Annotated in this window: 23 protein-coding genes; 20 read left to right on the top strand and 3 right to left on the bottom strand. The window is 62.0% G+C overall.

What is annotated here, in order from left to right; translation table 11 throughout:
- Window positions 1-254 precede the first annotated feature (254 nt).
- From ACLP2E_RS19935 to ACLP2E_RS19925, 3 genes are read left to right on the top strand one after another with little or no spacing between them, the layout of a single operon-like run.
- Window positions 255-686 (top strand): response regulator, encoded by a 432-nt coding sequence (locus ACLP2E_RS19935; RefSeq protein WP_442464714.1) that lies wholly within the window; start codon window positions 255-257, stop codon window positions 684-686.
- A gap of 45 nt (window positions 687-731) precedes the next feature.
- Complete coding sequence (locus ACLP2E_RS19930; protein ID WP_442466903.1) at window positions 732-2,699, top strand: nitroreductase family protein; 1,968 nt, start codon at window positions 732-734, stop codon at window positions 2,697-2,699.
- Between the two features lies 1 nt (window position 2,700).
- Window positions 2,701-3,156: an ankyrin repeat domain-containing protein gene (locus tag ACLP2E_RS19925; protein WP_442464712.1), complete on the top strand. Its 456-nt coding sequence runs from the start codon at window positions 2,701-2,703 to the stop codon at window positions 3,154-3,156.
- A gap of 40 nt (window positions 3,157-3,196) precedes the next feature.
- Here ACLP2E_RS19925 and ACLP2E_RS19920 read toward each other — a convergent pair whose 3' ends face one another.
- The 3 genes from ACLP2E_RS19920 to ACLP2E_RS19910 are packed head-to-tail and all read right to left on the bottom strand — an operon-like array spanning window position 3,197 to window position 4,147.
- Window positions 3,197-3,550 carry a (2Fe-2S) ferredoxin domain-containing protein gene (locus ACLP2E_RS19920; protein ID WP_442466902.1) on the bottom strand — a complete coding sequence of 118 codons (354 nt, stop codon included), beginning with the start codon at window positions 3,548-3,550 and terminating at the stop codon, window positions 3,197-3,199.
- A complete protein-coding gene (grxD, locus tag ACLP2E_RS19915) occupies window positions 3,547-3,882 on the bottom strand; it encodes a Grx4 family monothiol glutaredoxin (protein ID WP_442464710.1) in 336 nt (111 codons plus the stop codon). Before grxD ends, ACLP2E_RS19920 begins: the two co-directional genes overlap by 4 nt.
- Window positions 3,833-4,147, bottom strand: coding sequence for a hypothetical protein (locus tag ACLP2E_RS19910; RefSeq protein WP_442464709.1), 315 nt, complete (start codon window positions 4,145-4,147; stop codon window positions 3,833-3,835). Before ACLP2E_RS19910 ends, grxD begins: the two co-directional genes overlap by 50 nt.
- Before the next feature lie 2 nt (window positions 4,148-4,149).
- Here ACLP2E_RS19910 and ACLP2E_RS19905 point away from each other — a divergent pair, with 2 nt between their 5' ends.
- From ACLP2E_RS19905 to ACLP2E_RS19825, 17 genes are all read left to right on the top strand, one after another.
- Window positions 4,150-4,638 carry a hypothetical protein gene (locus tag ACLP2E_RS19905; RefSeq protein ID WP_442464708.1) on the top strand — a complete coding sequence of 163 codons (489 nt, stop codon included), beginning with the start codon at window positions 4,150-4,152 and terminating at the stop codon, window positions 4,636-4,638.
- A gap of 137 nt (window positions 4,639-4,775) precedes the next feature.
- The gene (gene sufB / locus ACLP2E_RS19900; protein ID WP_442466901.1) at window positions 4,776-6,239 is read left to right on the top strand and encodes a Fe-S cluster assembly protein SufB; all 1,464 of its coding nucleotides are present in this window, start codon (window positions 4,776-4,778) and stop codon (window positions 6,237-6,239) included.
- On the top strand, window positions 6,239-6,988 hold the full coding sequence (gene sufC, locus ACLP2E_RS19895) for a Fe-S cluster assembly ATPase SufC (RefSeq protein WP_442466900.1): 750 nt from the start codon (window positions 6,239-6,241) through the stop codon (window positions 6,986-6,988). Before sufB ends, sufC begins: the two co-directional genes overlap by 1 nt.
- Before the next feature lie 10 nt (window positions 6,989-6,998).
- Window positions 6,999-8,285 (top strand): Fe-S cluster assembly protein SufD, encoded by a 1,287-nt coding sequence (gene sufD, locus ACLP2E_RS19890; RefSeq protein ID WP_442466899.1) that lies wholly within the window; start codon window positions 6,999-7,001, stop codon window positions 8,283-8,285.
- Entirely contained in the window at window positions 8,275-9,543 is a 1,269-nt protein-coding gene (locus tag ACLP2E_RS19885; protein ID WP_442466898.1) for a cysteine desulfurase, read from the top strand. Before sufD ends, ACLP2E_RS19885 begins: the two co-directional genes overlap by 11 nt.
- Complete coding sequence (locus tag ACLP2E_RS19880; RefSeq protein ID WP_442466897.1) at window positions 9,540-9,908, top strand: iron-sulfur cluster assembly protein; 369 nt, start codon at window positions 9,540-9,542, stop codon at window positions 9,906-9,908. The genes ACLP2E_RS19885 and ACLP2E_RS19880 overlap by 4 nt, the downstream gene beginning before the upstream one ends.
- A 26-nt stretch (window positions 9,909-9,934) precedes the next feature.
- On the top strand, window positions 9,935-10,360 hold the full coding sequence (locus ACLP2E_RS19875) for a Rieske (2Fe-2S) protein (protein WP_442466896.1): 426 nt from the start codon (window positions 9,935-9,937) through the stop codon (window positions 10,358-10,360).
- Window positions 10,361-10,385: 25 nt separating this feature from the next.
- A complete protein-coding gene (locus ACLP2E_RS19870) occupies window positions 10,386-11,138 on the top strand; it encodes a hypothetical protein (RefSeq protein WP_442464742.1) in 753 nt (250 codons plus the stop codon).
- A gap of 15 nt (window positions 11,139-11,153) precedes the next feature.
- Window positions 11,154-11,477: an antibiotic biosynthesis monooxygenase family protein gene (locus ACLP2E_RS19865; RefSeq protein ID WP_442466895.1), complete on the top strand. Its 324-nt coding sequence runs from the start codon at window positions 11,154-11,156 to the stop codon at window positions 11,475-11,477.
- Window positions 11,478-11,667: 190 nt separating this feature from the next.
- Window positions 11,668-12,537, top strand: a complete 870-nt coding sequence (locus ACLP2E_RS19860) for a xanthine dehydrogenase (RefSeq protein ID WP_442464740.1) — start codon at window positions 11,668-11,670, stop codon at window positions 12,535-12,537.
- 4 nt (window positions 12,538-12,541) lie between these two features.
- Window positions 12,542-13,390, top strand: coding sequence for a ModD protein (gene modD / locus ACLP2E_RS19855; protein WP_442464739.1), 849 nt, complete (start codon window positions 12,542-12,544; stop codon window positions 13,388-13,390).
- Window positions 13,391-13,686: 296 nt separating this feature from the next.
- Window positions 13,687-15,510 carry a nif-specific transcriptional activator NifA gene (nifA, locus tag ACLP2E_RS19850; RefSeq protein ID WP_442464738.1) on the top strand — a complete coding sequence of 608 codons (1,824 nt, stop codon included), beginning with the start codon at window positions 13,687-13,689 and terminating at the stop codon, window positions 15,508-15,510.
- Window positions 15,511-15,582: 72 nt separating this feature from the next.
- The gene (locus ACLP2E_RS19845) at window positions 15,583-16,341 is read left to right on the top strand and encodes a 4Fe4S-binding leucine-rich repeat protein (protein WP_442464737.1); all 759 of its coding nucleotides are present in this window, start codon (window positions 15,583-15,585) and stop codon (window positions 16,339-16,341) included.
- Window positions 16,342-16,636: 295 nt separating this feature from the next.
- Window positions 16,637-17,488: an electron transfer flavoprotein subunit beta/FixA family protein gene (locus ACLP2E_RS19840; RefSeq protein ID WP_442466894.1), complete on the top strand. Its 852-nt coding sequence runs from the start codon at window positions 16,637-16,639 to the stop codon at window positions 17,486-17,488.
- 37 nt (window positions 17,489-17,525) lie between these two features.
- Complete coding sequence (locus ACLP2E_RS19835) at window positions 17,526-18,632, top strand: electron transfer flavoprotein subunit alpha/FixB family protein (protein WP_442464735.1); 1,107 nt, start codon at window positions 17,526-17,528, stop codon at window positions 18,630-18,632.
- Between the two features lie 70 nt (window positions 18,633-18,702).
- Window positions 18,703-20,007 (top strand): FAD-dependent oxidoreductase, encoded by a 1,305-nt coding sequence (locus tag ACLP2E_RS19830; RefSeq protein WP_442464734.1) that lies wholly within the window; start codon window positions 18,703-18,705, stop codon window positions 20,005-20,007.
- Window positions 20,008-20,040: 33 nt separating this feature from the next.
- On the top strand, window positions 20,041-20,340 hold the full coding sequence (locus ACLP2E_RS19825; RefSeq protein WP_442464733.1) for a ferredoxin family protein: 300 nt from the start codon (window positions 20,041-20,043) through the stop codon (window positions 20,338-20,340).
- The last annotated feature ends 49 nt before the right edge of the window (window positions 20,341-20,389 follow it).

Genomic DNA, 20,389 nt, shown 5'->3' with positions numbered 1-20,389 from the left:
TTTCAATTTACTAACATATTGTTTTTACGTGTATTTTTTCGTATTGACGGATTTTGGCGCCCATGTGAACAAACCGACAGCCTGGTAACAGCTGGGGCAAACAAGACATGTTTGTCGTAATTTTGCGCCTTTCGTCGGGGTGACGCGGGCGCCGCCAATCGCGCCGGAATGGAATTTGCACAGGAAACAGGCGCGGGCCTCCTTGCCGGGGCGCTGCACCTTTTTATTCAATGGGCGATAAGGATGAGGACGAGATGCAAATTGGCGTGGAAACCTCCAAAGCGGTCGATCAGCGTCGGGTTTTTGTCGTCGATGAAGACGAGATCACCCGTTCGGTGCTGCAATTCATGCTGCATGACGAAATCGAAACCCATGAGCTGGCCTCGCCGGAAGAAGCTTATGACAAGGGACAGGGCTGGCTGGCGCCGCATGTCGTGCTGCTCGGCGTCTCCTTCGTGCAGAGGAGAGGCCTCGAACTGATCGGGCAGATCGCCGATAAATTTCCCGGCGTGCGCATTTTGATTGTCTGCGACAAATCCGAGGAGGCGCTCGCCGTCGAGGCGATGAAGGCCGGCGCCCATGGCGCCATGGTCAAGCCCCTGACGCTGGAATCGGTGCGCAAAAAAGTCGATGTCATTCTCGGGCGCGGCGGCGCGGCGCCACTGGTCCAGCTCAATATCATTTGACGCGGCGCCTTTCGCGTATTGCCCCAACGCAAGGATCGCAACGAAATGGCGCGCGTAAATTTCTATGAAAAGCCCGGCTGCGGGACCAATCGCAAGCAGAAGGCGATGCTCGCCGCCGCCGGCCATGAGGTCGTCGCGCACGACCTTCTGACCGAACCCTGGACGCAGGAAAGGCTGCTCGGCTTTTTCGGCGACATGCCGCTGGCGGGCTGGGTCAATCCGGCGGCGCCGAGGGTGAAATCCGGCGAGATCGACGCAATCGCGCTCGGTCCCGACACTCTTTTGGCGAAAATGCTCGCCGATCCGCTGTTGATCCGCCGGCCGCTGATCGAGGCGGAGGGAAAGCGTTGCGCCGGCTTCGACCGCGAGCCGATCCTGTCGCTGCTCGGCAACGCGCAGGAACTCGACAAGGCGCAGGGCTGCTCGCGTCCGCACGAGGCGACGCCCTGCCCCGCGCCGCCGAAAAACCTGTCCGCCGAGACGGTCATCGCTTACCACAACCGCACAAAGCACCGCTTCAACGGCTATGCGCCCGGGCCGGAGACGCTGGATTGGGACACCCAGCCCAATCCGTTCCGCGAATTTGCCGGCGCCGAACGAGTCGAACTGCCGCTGGCGCCGGAAAACATCGACACGACTCCGGAACTGAACCGCGCCTCGTTGGGCGCGCTGCTTCATCTCGCCATGGGCCTGTCGGCATGGAAACAATTCGGACCCGACCGCTGGGCTTTGCGATGTAACCCTTCCAGCGGCAATCTCCACCCGACCGAAGCCTATGTGCTGGCGCAAGGCGTGGCGGGACTGGACGACGGTCTTTATCATTATGTCAGCCGCGACCACGTTCTGGAGCGGCGGCGGAAGAACGAAAGCCGACAAAAGCCCGACGCGCCGCGTCTGTGGGTCGGCCTGTCGTCGATCCATTGGCGCGAGGCCTGGAAATATGGCGAACGCGCTTTCCGCTACTGCCAGCACGACCTTGGCCATGCTCTCGGCGCCTTCGCCTATGCGGCCGAAGCTTTGGGCTGGCGCGCGAGGATGGTCGAGGGCTTTTCCAGCGCCGACATCGCCAATCGCCTCGGCCTCGACCGCGAACAGGATTTTGGCCGTTCCGAGAAGGAAGACCCCGATCTGCTGTTGGAAATCTTTCCTGAGGCAAGCGGCGACGTTTCGGCGCCGGAGCCGGCCAGCGGCGACTGGACCGGACAGGCCAATCTGCTCGACCGCCGTCCGATGTATCGCTGGCCGATCATCGATGAAGTCGCCGAAGCGACCCTTGGCGGCGGTGCGGGAAATTTTGCCACGCCAGCGTTGCCGGCCCGCGCAAAAAGCAAAGTGACGGCGGAAGTGATTTTGGGCCGGCGCAGCGCCCAGCATTTCGACAACAAATTCACCATGTCGTCGGAGAGCTTTTTCGCGCTGCTCGACGCCCTGCAAGTCCGCGCCGAGACGCCGTGGAACGTATGGAATTTCCGGCCGCGCCTGCATCCGGTGGTGTTCGTCCATCGCGTCGAGGGCGTGGCGCCGGGAATTTACGCTTTGCCGCGCCATGCCGAGGTCAAGGAACTTTTGCACGCATCGCTCGATGGCGATTTCCTCTGGTCGGAAGTCACTGAGGCGCCGAAGCATCTGCCGCTTTATCTGCTCAAGCCGGGCGACGTGCGCGGCGCGGCGCGGCGGTTGTTCTGCAATCAGGCCATCGCGGGCGACTGCTGTTTCGCCGTCGCCATGCTGGCGGAATTCGACGAGCCCTTGCGCGAAAACGCCTGGTTCTACCGGCAATTGCATTGGGAGGCCGGGCTGATCGGCCAGTCGCTTTACCTCGAATCCGAGGCCCGCGATCTACGCGGCACCGGCATCGGCTGCTTCTTCGACGACGAGACCCATCAATTTCTCGGTTTGACGACGCCAAAGCTGCAGACGCTCTACCATTTCACCATCGGACGCGCGCTGACCGACGAGCGCATCGCCACCGAGCCCGCCTATCCCGACAAAACCCGCCCGGAGACTTTTTGAAATGGATCAGGACATTCGCGACTGGCTCGTCGCCCAGGGTTTCGAGGGCGACCTTCACGCGACGGCCGCCAATAAAATGACGCCGCTGATGCGCGCCGCCGCCAATGGCGACGAAGCCATGGCGCGAAAAATCATCGCCGCCGGCGGCGATGTTCAGGCGGTTAATTCCGACGGCAATCAGGCGCTGTGGCTCGCCTGCGTGCCGCGGCATCTGGGCCTGATCGACCTGCTGCTGGAGGCGGGCGAGAACATCGACCACCGCAACGACAACGGGGCGACGCCGTTGATGTACGCCGCCTCGTCGGGCCGCACGGAAGTGGTCGAACTGCTGCTGGCGCGCGGCGCCGAAATTCACACCGAAACGCTCGACGGATTTTCGGCGCTCGACATGGCCGCCAATATCGACTGCCTGAATCTTTTGCGCGCCGCGCATAAGAAAAGCCCCGCTCGGGTGTGAGCGGGGCTTCAGCGATGCTCCGAAAAACTTGAATTCGGACTCAGCGCGTCAGAACAACCACCAGACGTTCGACCAGATTGCCGCCCTTGAGATGGCTGTCGACAATCTCGTCAATGTCTTCCGGCGACTTGGGCGCGTACCAGACGCCTTCTGGATAGACCACCATCAGCGGACCGGCGCGGCAGAAGCCTAGGCAGCCGGCGGCGGTGAAGCCGACATCGGCCAGCCGCTCGCCTTCGATCCGGCGCGACAGGCGATCCCACAGGGCCTGCGCGCCCTGTTCGCCGCAGGAGCCGCGCGGATGGCCGGCGGGACGCTGGGTGTAACAGGCGAAGACGTGGCGCTTGTAGAGCTGCGGCACGTCGAAAACGGTGGGGGCTGTTGTCTCCGTCATGCCGGCGCCTTCTCCACGCCCTTGTCGGCGAAAAGCGTCGTCAATTCGCCGGAAGCGGCCATTTCGCGCACGATGTCGCAACCGCCGATGAACTCGCCCTTGACATAGAGCTGCGGAATGGTCGGCCAGTTGGAGAAAGCCTTGATACCCTCGCGAACGAAAGGGTCGGCCAGGACATTGACGGCGTCATAGTTCACGCCCAATCCGTTGAGGACCTGGACGACGGCGGCGGAAAAGCCGCATTGCGGCGCGGCGGGGACGCCTTTCATAAACAGAACCACATCATTGCCGTCGATGATCGACTGGATGCGGTCGGAAGTTTTTTCCGTCATGTAATGACCTTTCGGATTTGGGTCGGGCATTAGTTGATTTTGGTGCGAGACGCGCGCCGATCGACGTAAACCACGCGCCGTCTGCGCTGCGATGCAAAATAAAGACCAGCGCGCCGCCGAGCCGCGCCGGCGCCTGAAAAACCACCAAAACCATCGAAAAAACCCCGCGTCGCATTGCCGACACGGGCCCCATGTCCGAAATACGACGCTGCGCCCCGGCCCCGCTTTTGCTAAACAGTGCTGCAACAGCGAGCAGGAAGGCCAAGAATGATTATCCCTATTCCGGTTCCGGAACCCGACTCGATCAATTTCGGCGACTTGCCCGATGCGATCAACGCCTTGCTGCAACAGGGCGTCGCCGCCTATCGCCGCGATTTCGCCGCCGCCGACGCACTGTTTCGCGAAGCGCTGGCGAGCGCTCCGGAAGAGCTGCCGACCTATTTCTGCCTCTATAAAATCCATACCTACCAAGGCAATCTCGACGAGGCGCGAGCCGTGGCCCAGGCCGGACTGCTGGAGGGGGCGCGCCAGGCTGGCTGGCCTTCCGACTGGCGCGCATGGTCGCCGCAAAACGGCGTTCCGGACGGCGCGGGGCGTTTCGCCTTGTATACATTGAAGGCCCTCGCCTTCATCAGCCTGCGCCGCGACGAGCTTCCGCAGGCAGAAGAAATGCTTGATTCCCTGAAGAAACTCGACCCGACCGGCGAGGTCGGCTGGCCGGTCGTCGCCGAACTGGCGGCGGGAGTCGCGCGCTAAACCAGCACTGGCGCCACGCTTGCATTCATCTCCCCAGGCGCCGCGCCGCACAATCCGCAGCGCCGTTTCCGGCGCAGGCTAGCGCTCCTGCGAGCCTGTGAATCCCAAGCATAGAAAAGCAAGGTCGGAACCCTGACATGAGCGAAGAGACGGAAACCCTGCAAGAACTTGCGGATCGCAAATATAAATACGGATTCGTCTCGGAGATTGAATCCGACTTTGCGCCCAAGGGTTTGAACGAAGACGTCATCCGCTTCATTTCGGCGAAGAAGGACGAGCCCGACTGGCTGCTCGAATATCGCCTCGACGCTTACAAGCGCTGGCTGACCATGGAAGAGCCGCACTGGGCGAAGCTGCATTATCCCAAGATCGACTTCCAGGACGCCTATTATTACGCCGCTCCGAAAAGCGACAACGACGGCCCGAAGACCATCGACGACGTCGATCCCGAACTTCTGCGCGTCTATGAAAAACTCGGCATCCCGCTGCATGAACAGGAAGCGCTCGCCGGCGTGCAGCAGCGCAAGATCGCCGTCGACGCGGTGTTCGATTCGGTCTCCGTCGTCACCACCTTCAAGGAAGAGCTGGGAAAAGTCGGCGTCATCTTCTGCCCGATTTCGGAAGCGCTGAAGACCCACCCCGAACTGGTGCGCAAATATCTCGGCTCGGTCGTGCCGGTCACCGATAATTTTTACGCCACGCTCAACGCCGCGGTTTTCTCCGAAGGCTCCTTCGTCTATATCCCCGAGGGCGTGCGCTGCCCGATGGAATTGTCGACCTATTTCCGCATCAACGCCGCCAAATCCGGGCAGTTCGAGCGCACCCTGATCATCGCCGACAAGGGCTCCTACGTTTCCTATCTCGAAGGCTGCACCGCGCCGCAGCGCGACGAGAACCAGCTTCACGCCGCCGTGGTCGAACTGATCGCCATGGACGACGCGGAGATCAAATATTCGACGGTGCAGAACTGGTATCCCGGAGACGAAAACGGCAAGGGCGGCATTTATAATTTCGTCACCAAGCGTGGCGACTGTCGCGGCGCACGTTCCAAGATCGCCTGGACGCAGGTCGAAACGGGGTCGTCGATCACCTGGAAATATCCGTCCTGCATCCTGCGCGGCGACAATTCGGTCGGCGAATTCTATTCCATCGCCATCGCCAATAATTTCCAGCAGGCCGACACCGGCACCAAAATGCTGCATCTCGGCAAGAACACGTCGAGCCGCATCGTCTCCAAGGGCATTTCCGCCGGCCACGCGCAAAACACCTATCGCGGACTGGTCAGCGTCCACGCCAAGGCCGACGGCGCCCGCAATTTCACCCAGTGCGACTCGCTGCTGCTTGGCGACAAATGCGGCGCCCACACCGTGCCTTACATCCAGTCGCGCAATCCCAAGGCGATCCTGGAACACGAGGCCACCACCTCGAAAATCTCCGACGACCAGCTGTTCTATTGTCTTTCGCGCGGCATCCCGACGGAAGAAGCGGTGGCGCTGATCGTCAACGGGTTCTGCCGCGAAGTCTTGCAGCAATTGCCCATGGAATTCGCTGTCGAGGCGCAAAAGCTCGTCGGCATCAGCCTCGAAGGGAGCGTTGGATAATGCTTGAGATCAAGAACCTGCACGTCAACGTCTTTGGCAAGGAAATCCTCAAGGGCCTGTCGTTGAAAGTGCCGCCGGGCGAAGTCCATGCGATCATGGGCCCCAACGGCGCCGGTAAATCCACCACCTCTTATACCCTCGCGGGGCGGGCCGGCTATGAAGTCACCGGCGGCGAAATCGACCTGTTCGGCGAGGACATCACCGGCCTGTCGCCGGAAGAGCGCGCCGCCAAGGGCATTTTCCTCGCCTTCCAGTATCCGATGGAAATACCCGGCGTCTCCACCATGAACTTCCTCAAGACGGCGATGAACGCCCAGGCGAAATTGCGCGGCGAAAAGGAACTCGACGCCGCCCAGTTTTTACGCGTGGTCCGCGCCGCTGCGAAAGAACTCAATATTTCCGAGGACATGTTGAAACGTCCGCTCAATGTCGGTTTTTCCGGCGGCGAGAAGAAGCGCAACGAAACCCTGCAGATGGCGCTTTTGAAGCCGAAACTGTGCATTCTCGACGAAATGGATTCCGGTCTCGACATCGACGCGCTGAAACTGGTCGCCGAGGGCGTCAACAAGCTGCGCTCGCCGGACCGCTCCTTCCTGGTCATCACCCATTACCAGCGCCTGCTCGATTACATCCAGCCGGACGTCATCCATATCCTTTCGGGCGGCAAGATCGTGCTGTCGGGCGACAAGAGCCTGGCGCTGCAACTCGAAGAAAATGGCTACGACGCCGTCATCAACAAAGCCGCGTGAGGGTTGTTTCATGGCCAAAGTGGTCTCGCTCGACAATCTTCTCGCCAGCATGGAGGCCCGGCGCAGCGAAGCCGCGCCGTGGCTGAGCCCGCTGCTCGGCGAAGCCGGCGAAAAATTCGCCAATCTTGGCTTGCCTAACCGCCGCAATGAGGCCTGGCGTTATTCCGATCTCGCCAAGGCGCTGCACGAGACGGTCAAGCCGGAAGCCGAGGCCGACACACCGCCGGAATTCGCCGGCGCCTGCGTCGCCGCTTTCGAGAATGGCGTGCTGATCGATGGGATTTCCTCCTATTGCGCGATGGGCGCGCAATCGCTGCGGAAGATCCTCGGCGAGAAGGACTCGTCCGTCGCCTCCTATATCGGCAAGATCAATCCGCAGCACGATCATCCGATCATCAATCTCAATACGGCGTTGATGGAGGAAGGTCTCGTCCTGCATGTGCCCAAGGGCGTCACCCTGGCGACGCCGCTGCACCTGCGCTTCAACTGGAGCGACATCGAAACCCAAGGCGCGGACGGCCGGCATCTGCGCATTCTCGTCGTGCTCGAAGAAGGGGCAAGTGCGACCATTTTCGAATCCCATGACGGCGCGCCGAGCTTCGCCACCATCGTAGCCGAATTCAGCCTGGCGGCGAATTCGAAACTGACCCATGTGCGGCTGGAAAACTTTTCCGCCGCCGCTCGGCAAACCGCCGCCACCGTCGCCGAACTCGGCGACAAGGCGATTTACCGGGGCTTCTACCTGTCGCAGGGCGGCCATTTCGCGCGGCACGAGGCCTTGCTCAAACTGGCCGGCGAGGAATGCTTTGCGGAGATGGACGGCGCCTATCTGGTGGCCGACAAGCGCCATTGCGACAACACCACCGTGGTCCTCCACGCGGCGCCGAACACCGCGAGCAAGCAGACTTTTCGCGGCGTGCTGGCGGGCGCCGGACGCGGGGTCTACCAGGGCTGCGTACAAGTTGCACAAGCGGCGCAGAAAACCGACGCCAAACAATTGAGCCGCGCGCTTCTGTTGTCCCACCGCGCCGAAATCGTGACAAAACCCGAGCTGGAAATTTTCGCCGACGACGTCAAATGCAGCCACGGCGCCACGGCGGGCGAACTCGACGCCAATGCCCTGTTCTTCCTGCGCGCGCGCGGCATTCCAGAGACCGAAGCCCGCGCCATGCTGGTGGAAGCCTTCCTAGGCGAAGCTCTCGACATGATCGAGGATGCAGACCTGCGCGTCCCCGCCGCCGAAATGGTGAGGAAATGGCTTGCGCGTCACGCCGGCGAGGCTTCCCATGTCGAATAGCGCCTCCTTGAACAAGGTCTTGGCCATCAGCCCCGCGACTTTGTCCTTCGATGTCCTGGCGGAGCGGGAAAAATTCCCGATCCTGTCGCGCAAGATCTACAACAAGCCGCTGGTCTATCTCGACAACGGCGCCTCGGCGCAAAAGCCGAAAGAAGTGCTCGACTCGATCATGTCGGCCTATGCCGAGACCTATTCCAACGTCCATCGCGGCGCGCATTTCCTGTCGAGCGAATCGACCGTGGCTTTCGAAAAGGCGCGCGAATCCGCCCGCCGCTTCGTCAACGCCAAGAAGGTCGAGGAGATCATTTTCACCAAGGGCGCGACGGAGGCGATCAATCTCGTCGCGTCGAGCCTCGGCGCCGAGATTGCTGCTGGCGACGAGATCGTGATCTCCGAAATGGAGCATCATTCCAACATCGTCCCGTGGCACTTTTTACGCGAACGCAAGGGCGCCAAACTGGTCTGGGCGCCGATCGACGAGGACGGCTCCTTCAATCTCGCCGCTTTCGCCAAGCTCCTGACCAAGAACACCAAGATCGTCGCCATCACCCATATGTCGAACGTGCTCGGCACGATCACGCCGGTGGCGGAAATCGTGCGGCTGGCGCATGAGGCCGGCGCGAAAGTGCTGATCGACGGCTCGCAGGGCGCCGTGCACGAAATCGTCGATGTGCAGGCGCTGGATTGCGATTTCTATGTCTGCACCGGCCACAAGCTCTATGGACCCTCGGGCATCGGCTTTCTCTACGCCAAATACGATCTGCTCGCGGCAATGCAGCCCTATCAGGGCGGCGGCGAAATGATCGCAGACGTCTACCAGGACCGCATCACTTACGCCGAACCGCCGCATCGCTTCGAGGCCGGTACGCCGCCGATCGTCGAGGCGATCGGCCTTGGCGTGGCGCTCGATTACATGATGGCTCTCGACCGCGCCGCGGTCGCCGCGCATGAATCGTCGCTGCTCGCCCATGTCACCGAAGAGATGGACAAGCTGCAGGGCGTCCGCATCTTCGGTCGCGCTCCCGGCAAGGGCGCCTTGGTGACCTTCGAGATCGCGGGCGCGCATGCCCACGATGTCTCGACCATTCTCGACCGCGCCGGCATTGCGGTGCGCGCGGGAACCCATTGCGCTCAGCCGCTGATGACGAGGCTCGGCCTGACAGCTTCGGCCCGCGCCTCTTTCGCGCTCTACAACACGCATGAAGAGGCCGAGATCTTCATCCAGGGGATCCGCCGCGTGAAGGAGCTTTTCGCATGAGTCACGAGTCTGAAAGCGGCCTCGCCTTTCGCGACGAACCGGTGGAAATGCCCGAATGGACCGGCGATCTGGAAACGGACGTCATCAACGCGATCCGCACCGTGTTCGACCCGGAAATTCCGGTCAATGTCTATGATCTCGGCCTGATCTATCGCGTCGACATCGCCAATCCCGCGCTGATCGACATCGACATGACCCTGACCGCGCCGGGCTGTCCGGTGGCCGGCGAAATGTTGCGCCGGGTGGAGAAAGCCGTGGTGCTCGCCCCCGGCGCCACCGGCGCCAAGGTCCATCTAGTGTTCGACCCGCCGTGGGATCCGAACAAAATGTCCGACGAAGCCAAGCTCGAACTTGGAATGTTGTAAGTTTCCTCAAAGCAGAGAGTCGATCCATGGACGAGCTTTTCGCAATCTGCCGCACTTTTGAGATCGACGACCATGACGCGCGGGGTTTCGTACTGAAACGGGTCGGCGCCAATGGCGAAGGCGAGCGCTGGCCGATCATCATCACCCGCAAGGGGAGCAATTTTTACGGTTTCGAAAACGTCTGCCCCCACGCCGGCGAGAGGCTCGACTCGCAGAGCGGCGAATTCATGGATGACGCCGGCAATTTTCTGGTCTGCAGCAAGCATGGCGCGCAATTCGACCTCGACACCGGCTTCAGTTTTTCCGGCCCCTGCCAGAACAAATCCCTGACCCCCATCAAGATCGTCGTCGACGACGGCGATGTCTGCGTCACCGGCGTCGAACTGGCGGAAGAAGACGGCCTCGATCTCGACGACACCAGCATCCCGGAAGTGGTGATCGTCGGCGACTGAAATTTTTTAACCTGGAGACTATGGCATGACCGATACGGCGGAACTGGTGAAACGCAAGAAGGCCATCGATCTCGCCGTGGTTCATGTCGATCCGGACGCATTCCTCGAGCATTTCCTGCCCTGGCTGGAAATCACCGCCTTCATCTCGGCGCAGCGCGCCGGCGAAGCGCAAACGCCGGCCGATGGCGTCACTCCCGCCTTGACCGAGGCGCAACTCAAAAACGGCGGCGTCAATCACGTCGCCAAGGACGCGCTTTTCGCCTTCTTCATGACCGCTTCGCTGAAAGGCGACAAGGCGGCCGCCGACAAGGTCGAGGAAGGCCTGATCTCGCGTTTCGGCAAGGAATTTCCGGGCAGCACGGCTTTGTGGAGCTTCCGCTCGAAAATCGACGAGCCGACGACGCTGGAGGACCATGTCGGACAGGCGGCGCAGAAAATGCTCATCGGCGACCTGCCGCCGCCGCCGATGCGCGCCAAGGAAAACTGGAGCGCCGGCCTGCGCTTTCTCGAGAAGGCGCGGAAAAGCAATTTCCCCCAGGAAATCATCTATCCCCTGGCGTGCTGGACGCGCATCAAATGGGGTGAGACCCTCGAAAAGGGCGTCGCCTTCATGGCGCATATCGAGGACAATGTCCCGGTGTTGCAGGAGGCGCTGGCCGAGACGCGCAACGACGAGCCGTTCGTCGCCAACATGCTGCTGAAAATGGCCCCCGCCGTCGATATGGAACTGAACGACGACGCCCAGGGTTTTCTCCGCTCGCTGGCCCGGCGGGCCTGAAATTCGGAGCCAGGAATGACCTTCATCGCCATGAACCGCTTTCGCGTCACGCTCGGGCGCGAGGCGGATTTTGAGGAGGTCTGGCGCAATCGCCAGAGCGACCTTCCCGCCACGCCCGGCTTTGTCGTCTTCCATCTCTTGCGCGGACCCAGCGACGACGCCGCGACTTTGTTCGTCTCGCATACGGTATGGGAGACGCGCGGCCATTTCGAAGACTGGACGCGCTCGGAGGCTTTTCGCCGCGCCCATTCCGGCGCGCCCAAGACGCAAGGGCTCTATCTGGGGCCGCCGCAGTTCGAGGGATTCGAGGCGGTCGCCGAGACGACAAAGCCGGCGTGACGATTTACCGACAGGGCTTGTATAGAGCCCAACAAGATCCCGCGCAATTTCGACAAGACACGCGCAAAAAGCGCATTTTTCCCGTTTTATTCCTGCTTTTTTCTGGCCCGACTTCTGCTTTGTCTCCTTCACGGCATAGACGGCGGCTGACGACCCCGGGAACTTGCAACAATTTTGCGGAGGCGAGGGCATGAGCGCATCGAAATTCGCTGCCTTTTTTTCGAGCGCCGCGCAGCCGCTCGCCGTTGTCCTCGGCACCAATGAAATCGCCTCGGCCGTCGCCGTCAAATTGCGCAAGGCGAAATTCAACGTCATCCTCAGCCACGATCCCTACCCGCCGGTAATCCGGCGCGGGATGGCCTTTTACGACGCGCTGTTCGACGACCGGGCCGTCATCGATGGCATTCTCGGCCTGCGTGTCGAAACCGCGCTGGAGATCACGGAAATCATCGCCGACGACAATTGTGTCGCGGTGACCCCTTTGCAATTGAGCGACCTGCTCGCCTTGCGCCGCATTCCTGTGCTGATCGACGCGCGGATGCAGAAGCGCCGAGTCACCCCTGATTTCCGCTTTTTTGTAGGCCTCGCGATCGGCCTCGGCCCCAATTTCATCGTCGGCGAAAATTGCGACATCGCCGTCGAAACGCGGCCGATCAAGAGCGGCGCGATTGTCGAACGGGGCGCGACCGACGATTTCGACGGCGTACCCAGCCTGCTTGGCGGCGTCGGCAAGGAGCGCTTCGTCTACGCGCCGACCGACGGAGTCTGGCATACTCCGGTCGAAATCGGCGCGCGCGTCTTCCGCGACGTCAGCCTCGGCAATTTCAACGGCCAGTCGATCGTCGCGCCGATCGACGGCGTGTTGCGCGGATTGGCGCGCGATGGCGTCCGCGTCCCCGCCGGCGTAAAGCTGCTGGAGATCGATCCGCGCGGCCGCCGTGCGCGATGGTCCGGCATAGATGCGCGCAGCCGCAGCATCGCCGACGCCACGGTCCAGGCGATACGCCAGGCGCAGAAGCGGCGCAAGCGGGCGCCCTGCTCCGTGCAGACCGTGGTTTAAACGCTTGTCTGGCGTCCAAATTCCGTGCGGAAAACTCGCAGGCCTGCTGTTCGACGATGCGCCCTATGGCGATCTCACCACCGACCTGGTCGGCATTGCCGGGCGTCCCGGCCAGATCAGTTTTTCCGCTAGAGCCGACATGGTTGTCGCGCTGGCGGCCGAGGCGGCGACGATACTCGAAATGGCCGGCGCAGAGGTCGAACTTCTTTGCGAGGACGGGCAAAAGCTGCCAGCGGGGGCGCCGATCCTGCGCGGAAAAGGTCCCGCCGGCTCGCTGCTGCGCGGCTGGAAAGTCGCGCAGACCTTGATCGAAATATGGTCGGGCGTCGCCAGCGCGGCGCGGGAAATCGTCGACGCCGCGCGCGCCGTGGCGCCGGATATTTGTGTCGCCTGCACCAGGAAAAACACCCCGGGGGTGAAGGATTTCTCGGTCGCCGCCATTCGCGCCGGCGGCGCGGTCATGCACCGGCTCGGCCTGTCCGAAACCATTCTGGTCTTTCCCGAACATCTCGCCTTCGCCGACGCGCCGCTGCATGAAATCGCCGCGCGGCTGCGCAAAAGCGCTCCGGAGAAAAAACTGGTGATCGAGACGCGCGACGTCGACGAGGCGGTTCTCGCGGCGCGAGCCGGCTTCGACGTGATCCAGGCGGAAAAATTCAAGCCGGAGGAAATCGCGCTTTTGAAAGAGCGTCTCGCGGTCATAGGAAATAGAGCGGCGATCGCCGCTGCGGGCGGCGTCAACAAGAGCAACGCCGCGGACTACGCGCGGGCGGGGGCCGACATTCTGGTCACCTCGGCGCCATATGCCGCGGCGCCGCGCGACGTGTCCGTCCGGTTGGCGCCCGGAAGCTGACGCAGAGCCTCAAGCCCGACAATGAACGGTTTCGGACGGTCACGGCATTTTTTGAATGATTCAAAAAGCGCGACATTTTTGTTCAGCTTGCGACAAAATTGGGCGGGCAGCAGGCCGCTTGCTCGTTTTTTGACGTATGCAAGCCGCCTTTCCGGGCCTATTCTGACAGTATATTGACGATCCTGGCAAATTTGACACCCGGACACAGATGTGACGCCTTCCGTCCGTGAACCCGCTGCCAATAGACGAGGAGAAGACGATCATACGGGACTATGCCAATTGATCGGAGCCGCATGATGGCCACAACGGAAAAGATTCTCTTCGAGCCCGCCTATAAGGACGTTGCGCTGGCGGGCGTTTACGAAATATCGAAAATACTTACCGGCGCGCAGTCGCTCGAACGCACACTGGGCGCGGTGATCGCCGTTCTGTCTTCCTTCATGCAGATGCGGCGCGGCTTCATTCTCGCCCTCGACGAGGACGGCGAGCCGGAGATAACCGCTTCTTCCGACGCCACGGCCAAACCCAACGGCGCCAAGACGCTGCTGCCGCAAAAGGTCATCGACCATATCGTCGCCACCGGCGTTCCGCTGGTGATCGAGGATATTTCCACGCATCAATATTTCACCGGCACCGCCTATCGCCATCTGCTGCCGCCGATGACCAAGGTAAGTTTTCTCGGCGTGCCCATCAAGGTCGACGGCGTCGCCAAGGGCACGCTGACGGTGGACCGCGAATGGAGCGGCAAGCTCGATTTCCGGCTCGAGGACGACGTTCGCCTGCTGACCATGGTGGCCAATCTCGTCGGCCAGTCGATGCGGATGCACGGGCTGATCGCGCGCGACCGCGACCGCCTGATCAAAGAACAGCATCGACTCGAAAAGGCCCTGACCGAATCGCGGCCGTCGCCCAAACAGACGCCACGCGGAAAATCCGATTTCATCCTCGGCGAAAGCCCGGCGATCAAGGCGCTGCTGCAGCGGATCGAGGTCGCCGCGCGCTCCAACGCCACCGTACTGCTGCGCGGTGAGACCGGCACCGGCAAGGAGCTTTTCGCCCGCGCCATCCATGAAAATTCGCCGCGGGCTAAGAACGCCTTCGTCAAGGTCAATTGCGCCGCCCTGCCGGAAAGCGTGATCGAATCGGAATTGTTCGGCCACGAGAAGGGGTCGTTCACCGGCGCCGTCAACCAGCGCCTCGGCCGTTTTGAACTGGCCAATGGCGGCACACTTTTCCTCGACGAAATCGGCGAAATCTCCGCCTCCTTCCAGGCCAAACTGCTGCGTGTGCTGCAGGAAGGCGAGTTCGAACGCGTCGGTGGAACCAAGACGCTGAAAGTCGACGTGCGCATCGTCTGCGCCACCAACCGCAATCTGGAAGAAGCGGTGTCGCGCGGCGATTTCCGCGCCGACCTTTATTATCGCATCAATGTCGTCACCCTGATCACCCCGCCCCTGCGCGAGCGGCCCGGCGACATAAGGTTGCTGGCGACCCGCTTCCTGGACAGTTTCTCGCAGGAAAACGGCATCGACCATTCCTTCTCCGGCAAGGCGCTGGACATCATGGCGCATTGCGCCTTTCCCGGAAACGTCCGCGAATTGGAAAATTGCGTGCGGCGCACGGCGACGCTTGCCGCAGGCGACGAGATTCTCGAATCCGACCTTGCCTGCTGGCAAGGCTGCTGCCTGTCCTCGACCTTGTGGAAGGGCCATAACGGCCTGACCGGCGTGCATCCGCATCCGCAGGCGCAACCGACGCTGCCGCCGATTATCGCGATTCCGGCCAAGCCGGCGCCCGCGCCTGTCGCCGCTCCAGAGCCGACGGCCGCGCCAGCCCCCGCGCCTGTGGAAACCTTCGTCGCGCCGGTCCCCGCCGACGCCATGGCCGGACCTTGCGCCGAACATGCCCTGGATGCGATGGAACGAGGCCTGCCGCACGATTGTCCCTCGCCCGATCATTGTCCGGTGGTTCACCCGGGCAAGAGCGAACGCGAGCGACTGATCGAGGCTCTGGACAAGACAGGCTGGGTGCAGGCCAAGGCGGCCCGCCTGCTCGGCCTCACGCCACGCCAGATCGGCTACGCCTTGCGCAAGCAGAATATCGACATCAAGAAGTTCTGATATTCCGGCTACGCCCTCTTGGCGCGGCCTTTGCTACGCCTCTTCGCTATTTTTTCTAGGCGAGGGCTGAGCATGGCGCAGACCGACGAGACGGAAGCGGCGACGGATTGGACCGGGCGCCCTTTCTCCTGTCAGGATTGTCCTCATAATGAATTGCGCGCCGGCGGACGCTGCGTGCTCGGCCGTATATGCGTGCGCGACAAGCGCTCCAGGCGCATCGACGCCTTTTTTGGCAAAAATCCCGACCAGGCCGGCGCCTATGTCGATCATCTCTATTTCGAGGTGCGCGCTTTGGCGGCGAAATACGCCAGCCTGTTCCAGATTGTACGATTGATGTCGGATCGCGAACCCGAAGTGCGCGCCATGGCTGCGCTGCGCCTGCCGCTTTCGCGGGTCAAGGAAATGCGCGGCGACAAGGACAGCGCCGTGCGCGTCGCCTGCGCGCTGCGGCTCGAAGGCGCCGATCTCGTCGTCATGGCGAACGACGAGAGCGAAAGGGTCCGCTTCACCGTGGCGCGGCGGCTCGATCCGAGCCTCCTGCCCATGATGATCGGCGACAAGGACCCGACCATCAGGCGTTTTATCGCGGGCCGCCTGCCGCCGGAGCGCCTTTTCGCGCTGATCCACGACGCCGATCCGCTGGTGCGCCGCGAGGCGGCGGAGCGCATCGTCCCCGACGCCTTGGGACAATTGGTCGCCGATCCAGACCTGCGCGTGCGTTTCGTCGTCGCCGATCGCGCCCCGCGCGAAATCGCCGTGCGGCTGATCGCCGACGAGGACGAGGAAGTTTCCGCGAGGGCGCGCGAGCGGCGGGACGAGACGGTGAAATGATTTCGCCAATTCTCATCCTGCCTCCTCACGGCGAGGAGACCCTGAAGGCGCCGATAGACGGGCGGCGCCGAACAAAAAGGCGGCTTTGCGCAATGCCGGTCGCACACTCCTGTAGCAATGCCGACAGGTTCGTTTCGCACACCGACCGCCGCAAAACAATGAGCTAAGTCTACTCCTTATTTTTCAATGAGTTATCTCCGCAAAAGCGGGTTGGTACGGAGCTTGCGAAACGCTTCCAGACGTGAGCTGAGACCTCGATCCGAAAAAGTGCGGATGGTTCCGCCGGAGGCGAAAAATGCATTTTGTCGTTTGCATCAAACAGGTTCCGGATTCGGCGCAGATCCGCGTGCATCCCGTGACCAATACGATCATGCGTCAGGGCGTGCCGACCATCATCAATCCCTATGACCTGTTCTCGCTCGAAGAGGCGCTGCGCCTGCGCGACAAGGTCGGCGGCGAAGTCACCGTTCTGACCATGGGCCCGCCCATGGCGTCCGATTCCCTGCGCAAGGCCTTGACCATCGGCGCCGACCGCGCCGTGCTGTTGACCGACCGCTTTTTCGCCGGGTCCGACACGCTGGCGACCTCCTACGCCCTGGCGCAGGCGCTGCGCAAGATCGGCGAAGTCTATGGAACGCCGGACATTGTTTTCGCCGGCAAGCAGACCATCGACGGCGACACCGCGCAGGTCGGTCCCGGCATCGCCAAGCGCCTGGATTTACTGCAGCTGACCTATGTTTCGGCGATCGTCGAACTCGATGGCGAAAATGGCGCCATCAAGCTGGAGCGCCGCTCCGAAGGCGGCGTGCAAGTGCTGCAATCGAAGCTGCCCTGCATGATCACCATGCTCGAAGGATCGAACGTCGTGCGGCGCGGACGCATCGACGACGCCCTGCGCGCGGCGCGCGCCGAAATCGTCACCTGGAGCGCCAAGGACGCCGGCATCGAGGATTTGCAGCTGTGCGGCCTGCGCGGCTCGCCCACCGTGGTGAAAAAGGTGTTCGCGCCGCCCGCGCGCGCCGAAAAGGCGGCGCAGATCGAGCTTGCGACGACCCCGGCGGAGACCGCCGACAAGCTGATCGAGGCGATCTTCGCCAAGGCCCCGGCGATCGAGGCCGATCTGACCAAACTCGCCGCCGGATTCTAAAAAGAATCAGAGCTGGCCCAATGTTGAGGATGAGAAGATGAGCGATCCGAAGCCCGCGCCGCAGCAAGGCGGCAGCCGCGCCACGATGAAAAAGGAACTGCCGGAGAAATTCCGCGACCACAAGCACGTCTGGGTGTTCATCGAGATGGAGCGCGGCGTGGTTCATCCGGTGTCGTTCGAACTGCTCGGCGAGGGCCGCAAGCTGGCCGACCAGCTTGGCGTCGAACTCGGCGGCGTGGTGATGGGCGCCCCCGGCGAAGACACCAGGAACGCGGCGAAGGAGGCTTTCGCCTATGGCGCCGATGTCGTCTATCTCGTCGAAGACGCGGTGCTCGCCGATTATCGCAACGAGCCCTATTCCAAGGGCCTGACCCAGCTGGTCAACGCGCACAAGCCGGAAATCCTGCTGCTCGGCGCCACGACGCTCGGCCGCGATCTTGCCGGCTCGGTCGCCACCACCCTTTTGACCGGCCTCACCGCCGACTGCACCGAATTGCGGGTGGACGACGACAAGTCGCTGGCCGCGACGCGCCCGACCTTCGGCGGCTCGCTGCTCTGTACGATCTATACGCTGAATTATCGCCCGCAAATGGCCACCGTGCGTCCTCGCGTCATGCCGATGCCGGAGCGCCAGGAAGGCCGCGAGGGCCGCGTCGTTCCCTTCAAGATCGACATCACCGAATCCGACATCATCACCAAGATCCTGAGCTTCATGCCGGATCGCGATTCCAACAAGTCCAACCTGTCTTTTGCCGATGTGGTGGTCGCCGGCGGCATGGGATTGCAGAGCCCGGAAAACTTTCAGCTGGTGAAAAACCTCGCCTCGGTGCTCGGCGCGGAATTCGGCGCCTCGCGCCCGCTGATCCAGAAGGGCTGGGTGACCTCCGACCGCCAGATTGGCCAGACCGGCAAGACCATCCGTCCCAAGCTCTATATTGCCGCCGGCATTTCCGGCGCGATCCAGCATCGCGTCGGCGTCGAGGGCGCCGACCTGATCGTCGCGATCAACACCGACAAGAACGCGCCGATCTTCGACTTCGCGCATATCGGCGTCGTCACCGACGCCATGCGCTTTCTGCCCGCTTTGACCGAGGCGTTCCGCCAGCGCCTTTCGCCCCATTCCAAGGACCGGCTCGCCGGCTGATCATCGCTAAAACGCATATTCCTGTCCGAAAAGTCTGCAACTTTTCGGGAATATGCTCAGGGAGACGACAATGATCGACGAAAAATTCGACGCGATCGTCATCGGAGCGGGCATGGCGGGCAACGCCGCCGCCTATACGATGGCCTCTCGCGGCCTGAAGGTCTTGCAGTTGGAACGCGGCGAATATCCGGGTTCGAAAAACGTCCAGGGCGGCATTCTCTATGCCGACATGCTGGAAAAGATCATCCCGGATTTCCGTAACGAGGCGCCTGTCGAGCGCCGCCTGATCGAACAGCGCTTCTGGTTCATGACCGACCGGGCGCATACCGGCATGCACTACCGTTCCGACGATTTCAACGAGGATCGTCCCAACCGCTACACCATCATCCGTTCGCAGTTCGATCGCTGGTTCGCCCGGGAGGCGCAAGCCAAAGGCGCCATCCTGCTGTGCGAAACCACCGCCATAGAACTGATCAGCGACGCCTATGGCAAGGTAGTCGGCGTGCGCACCGACCGCTCCGGCGGCCCTGTTCATGCCGATGTCGTGGTGCTCGCCGAAGGCGTCAACGGCCTGCTCGGCACCCGCGCCGAATTGCGGCCGCGCCCCAAAGCCGAACATGTCGCGCTGGCGGTCAAGGAAATGCACTTCCTGCCGGCGGAGACCATCGAGGCGCGGTTCAATCTCAAGGCCGACGAAGGCGCGGTGATCGAAGCCGCCGGAACCATTTCCAACGGAATGGCCGGCATGGGCTTCATCTATACCAACAAGGAAAGCATTTCGGTCGGCATCGGCTGCCTGGTGTCGGATTTCGCGGAAAACCAGACCTCGCCGGCGCAATTGCTCGAGGCGTTCAAGAAACATCCCTCGGTTGCGCCGCTGATCGCCGGCTCCGAGGTCAAGGAATACGCCGCCCATCTCATACCCGAGGGCGGATTCAATGCGGTGCCGCAATTGTTCGGCGATGGCTGGGTGATCTGCGGCGACGCCGGACAACTCAACAACGCCGTCCACCGCGAAGGCTCCAACCTCGCCATGACCTCCGGGCGCATGGCCGGCGAGGCGATCTTCCAGATCAAGTCGCGCCGCGATCCGATGACCAAGGGCAATCTCGCGCTGTACAAGAAGATGCTCGACGAGAGCTTCGTCATGAAAGATCTGAAAAAGCACAAGGACATGCCAGCCCTGTTGCACACCCAGGCATCGAATCTTTTCCTGACCTATCCGCAGCTTATCTCCAAGGCGATGGAAAATTTCGTCCGCGTCGACGGCACGCCGAAGATTGACAAGGAAAAGGACACGGTCCGCAATTTCCGCAAGGCGCGCGGATTTGGCCTGATTGGCGACGCCATCCGTATCGCTCGCGCCTGGCGGTAAACCTATTCCTCTAACTTGCCCAAGGAGAACAGCATGTCCGTCGAGGCGCCATTCCAGAAGGTCGAGGAAAAACTCTTCCAGAATCGCTATATGGTCGATTCCGGCCAGCCGCACATCAAGATCATGCCGCATGACAAGCCGTCGAAAAATCTTCTGGCCATGACCCATCTTTGTCCGGCCGGCTGCTATTCGAAGGCGGAAAGCGGCCAGGTCGAACTCGCCGCGGACGGCTGTCTCGAATGCGGCACCTGCCGCGTGCTGTGCGAGGCCTCCGGCGAAATCACTTGGGAATATCCGCGCGGCGGCTACGGCATCTTGTTCAAATTCGGCTGAGTTTTTCTGAAGCTCGATTCTTCATGGAAGCGGCGTGCGCCTGTTTCGC

This window comes from Rhodoblastus sp. (assembly GCF_052145335.1).
Lineage (GTDB): Bacteria > Pseudomonadota > Alphaproteobacteria > Rhizobiales > Beijerinckiaceae > Rhodoblastus.
The sequence above is the reverse complement of the archived record's forward strand: the minus strand, read 5'-3'. Positions and strand labels throughout refer to the sequence as shown.

Coding starts and splice junctions, on each gene's coding strand:
- ACLP2E_RS19935 (WP_442464714.1), top strand. CDS start 255: ATGCAAATTGGCGTGGAAACCTCCAAAGCGGTCGATCAGCGTCGGGTT.
- ACLP2E_RS19930 (WP_442466903.1), top strand. CDS start 732: ATGGCGCGCGTAAATTTCTATGAAAAGCCCGGCTGCGGGACCAATCGC.
- ACLP2E_RS19925 (WP_442464712.1), top strand. CDS start 2,701: ATGGATCAGGACATTCGCGACTGGCTCGTCGCCCAGGGTTTCGAGGGC.
- ACLP2E_RS19920 (WP_442466902.1), bottom strand. CDS start 3,550: ATGACGGAGACAACAGCCCCCACCGTTTTCGACGTGCCGCAGCTCTAC.
- grxD (WP_442464710.1), bottom strand. CDS start 3,882: ATGACGGAAAAAACTTCCGACCGCATCCAGTCGATCATCGACGGCAAT.
- ACLP2E_RS19905 (WP_442464708.1), top strand. CDS start 4,150: ATGATTATCCCTATTCCGGTTCCGGAACCCGACTCGATCAATTTCGGC.
- sufB (WP_442466901.1), top strand. CDS start 4,776: ATGAGCGAAGAGACGGAAACCCTGCAAGAACTTGCGGATCGCAAATAT.
- sufC (WP_442466900.1), top strand. CDS start 6,239: ATGCTTGAGATCAAGAACCTGCACGTCAACGTCTTTGGCAAGGAAATC.
- sufD (WP_442466899.1), top strand. CDS start 6,999: ATGGCCAAAGTGGTCTCGCTCGACAATCTTCTCGCCAGCATGGAGGCC.
- ACLP2E_RS19885 (WP_442466898.1), top strand. CDS start 8,275: ATGTCGAATAGCGCCTCCTTGAACAAGGTCTTGGCCATCAGCCCCGCG.
- ACLP2E_RS19880 (WP_442466897.1), top strand. CDS start 9,540: ATGAGTCACGAGTCTGAAAGCGGCCTCGCCTTTCGCGACGAACCGGTG.
- ACLP2E_RS19875 (WP_442466896.1), top strand. CDS start 9,935: ATGGACGAGCTTTTCGCAATCTGCCGCACTTTTGAGATCGACGACCAT.
- ACLP2E_RS19870 (WP_442464742.1), top strand. CDS start 10,386: ATGACCGATACGGCGGAACTGGTGAAACGCAAGAAGGCCATCGATCTC.
- ACLP2E_RS19865 (WP_442466895.1), top strand. CDS start 11,154: ATGACCTTCATCGCCATGAACCGCTTTCGCGTCACGCTCGGGCGCGAG.
- ACLP2E_RS19860 (WP_442464740.1), top strand. CDS start 11,668: ATGAGCGCATCGAAATTCGCTGCCTTTTTTTCGAGCGCCGCGCAGCCG.
- nifA (WP_442464738.1), top strand. CDS start 13,687: ATGGCCACAACGGAAAAGATTCTCTTCGAGCCCGCCTATAAGGACGTT.
- ACLP2E_RS19845 (WP_442464737.1), top strand. CDS start 15,583: ATGGCGCAGACCGACGAGACGGAAGCGGCGACGGATTGGACCGGGCGC.
- ACLP2E_RS19840 (WP_442466894.1), top strand. CDS start 16,637: ATGCATTTTGTCGTTTGCATCAAACAGGTTCCGGATTCGGCGCAGATC.
- ACLP2E_RS19835 (WP_442464735.1), top strand. CDS start 17,526: ATGAGCGATCCGAAGCCCGCGCCGCAGCAAGGCGGCAGCCGCGCCACG.
- ACLP2E_RS19830 (WP_442464734.1), top strand. CDS start 18,703: ATGATCGACGAAAAATTCGACGCGATCGTCATCGGAGCGGGCATGGCG.
- ACLP2E_RS19825 (WP_442464733.1), top strand. CDS start 20,041: ATGTCCGTCGAGGCGCCATTCCAGAAGGTCGAGGAAAAACTCTTCCAG.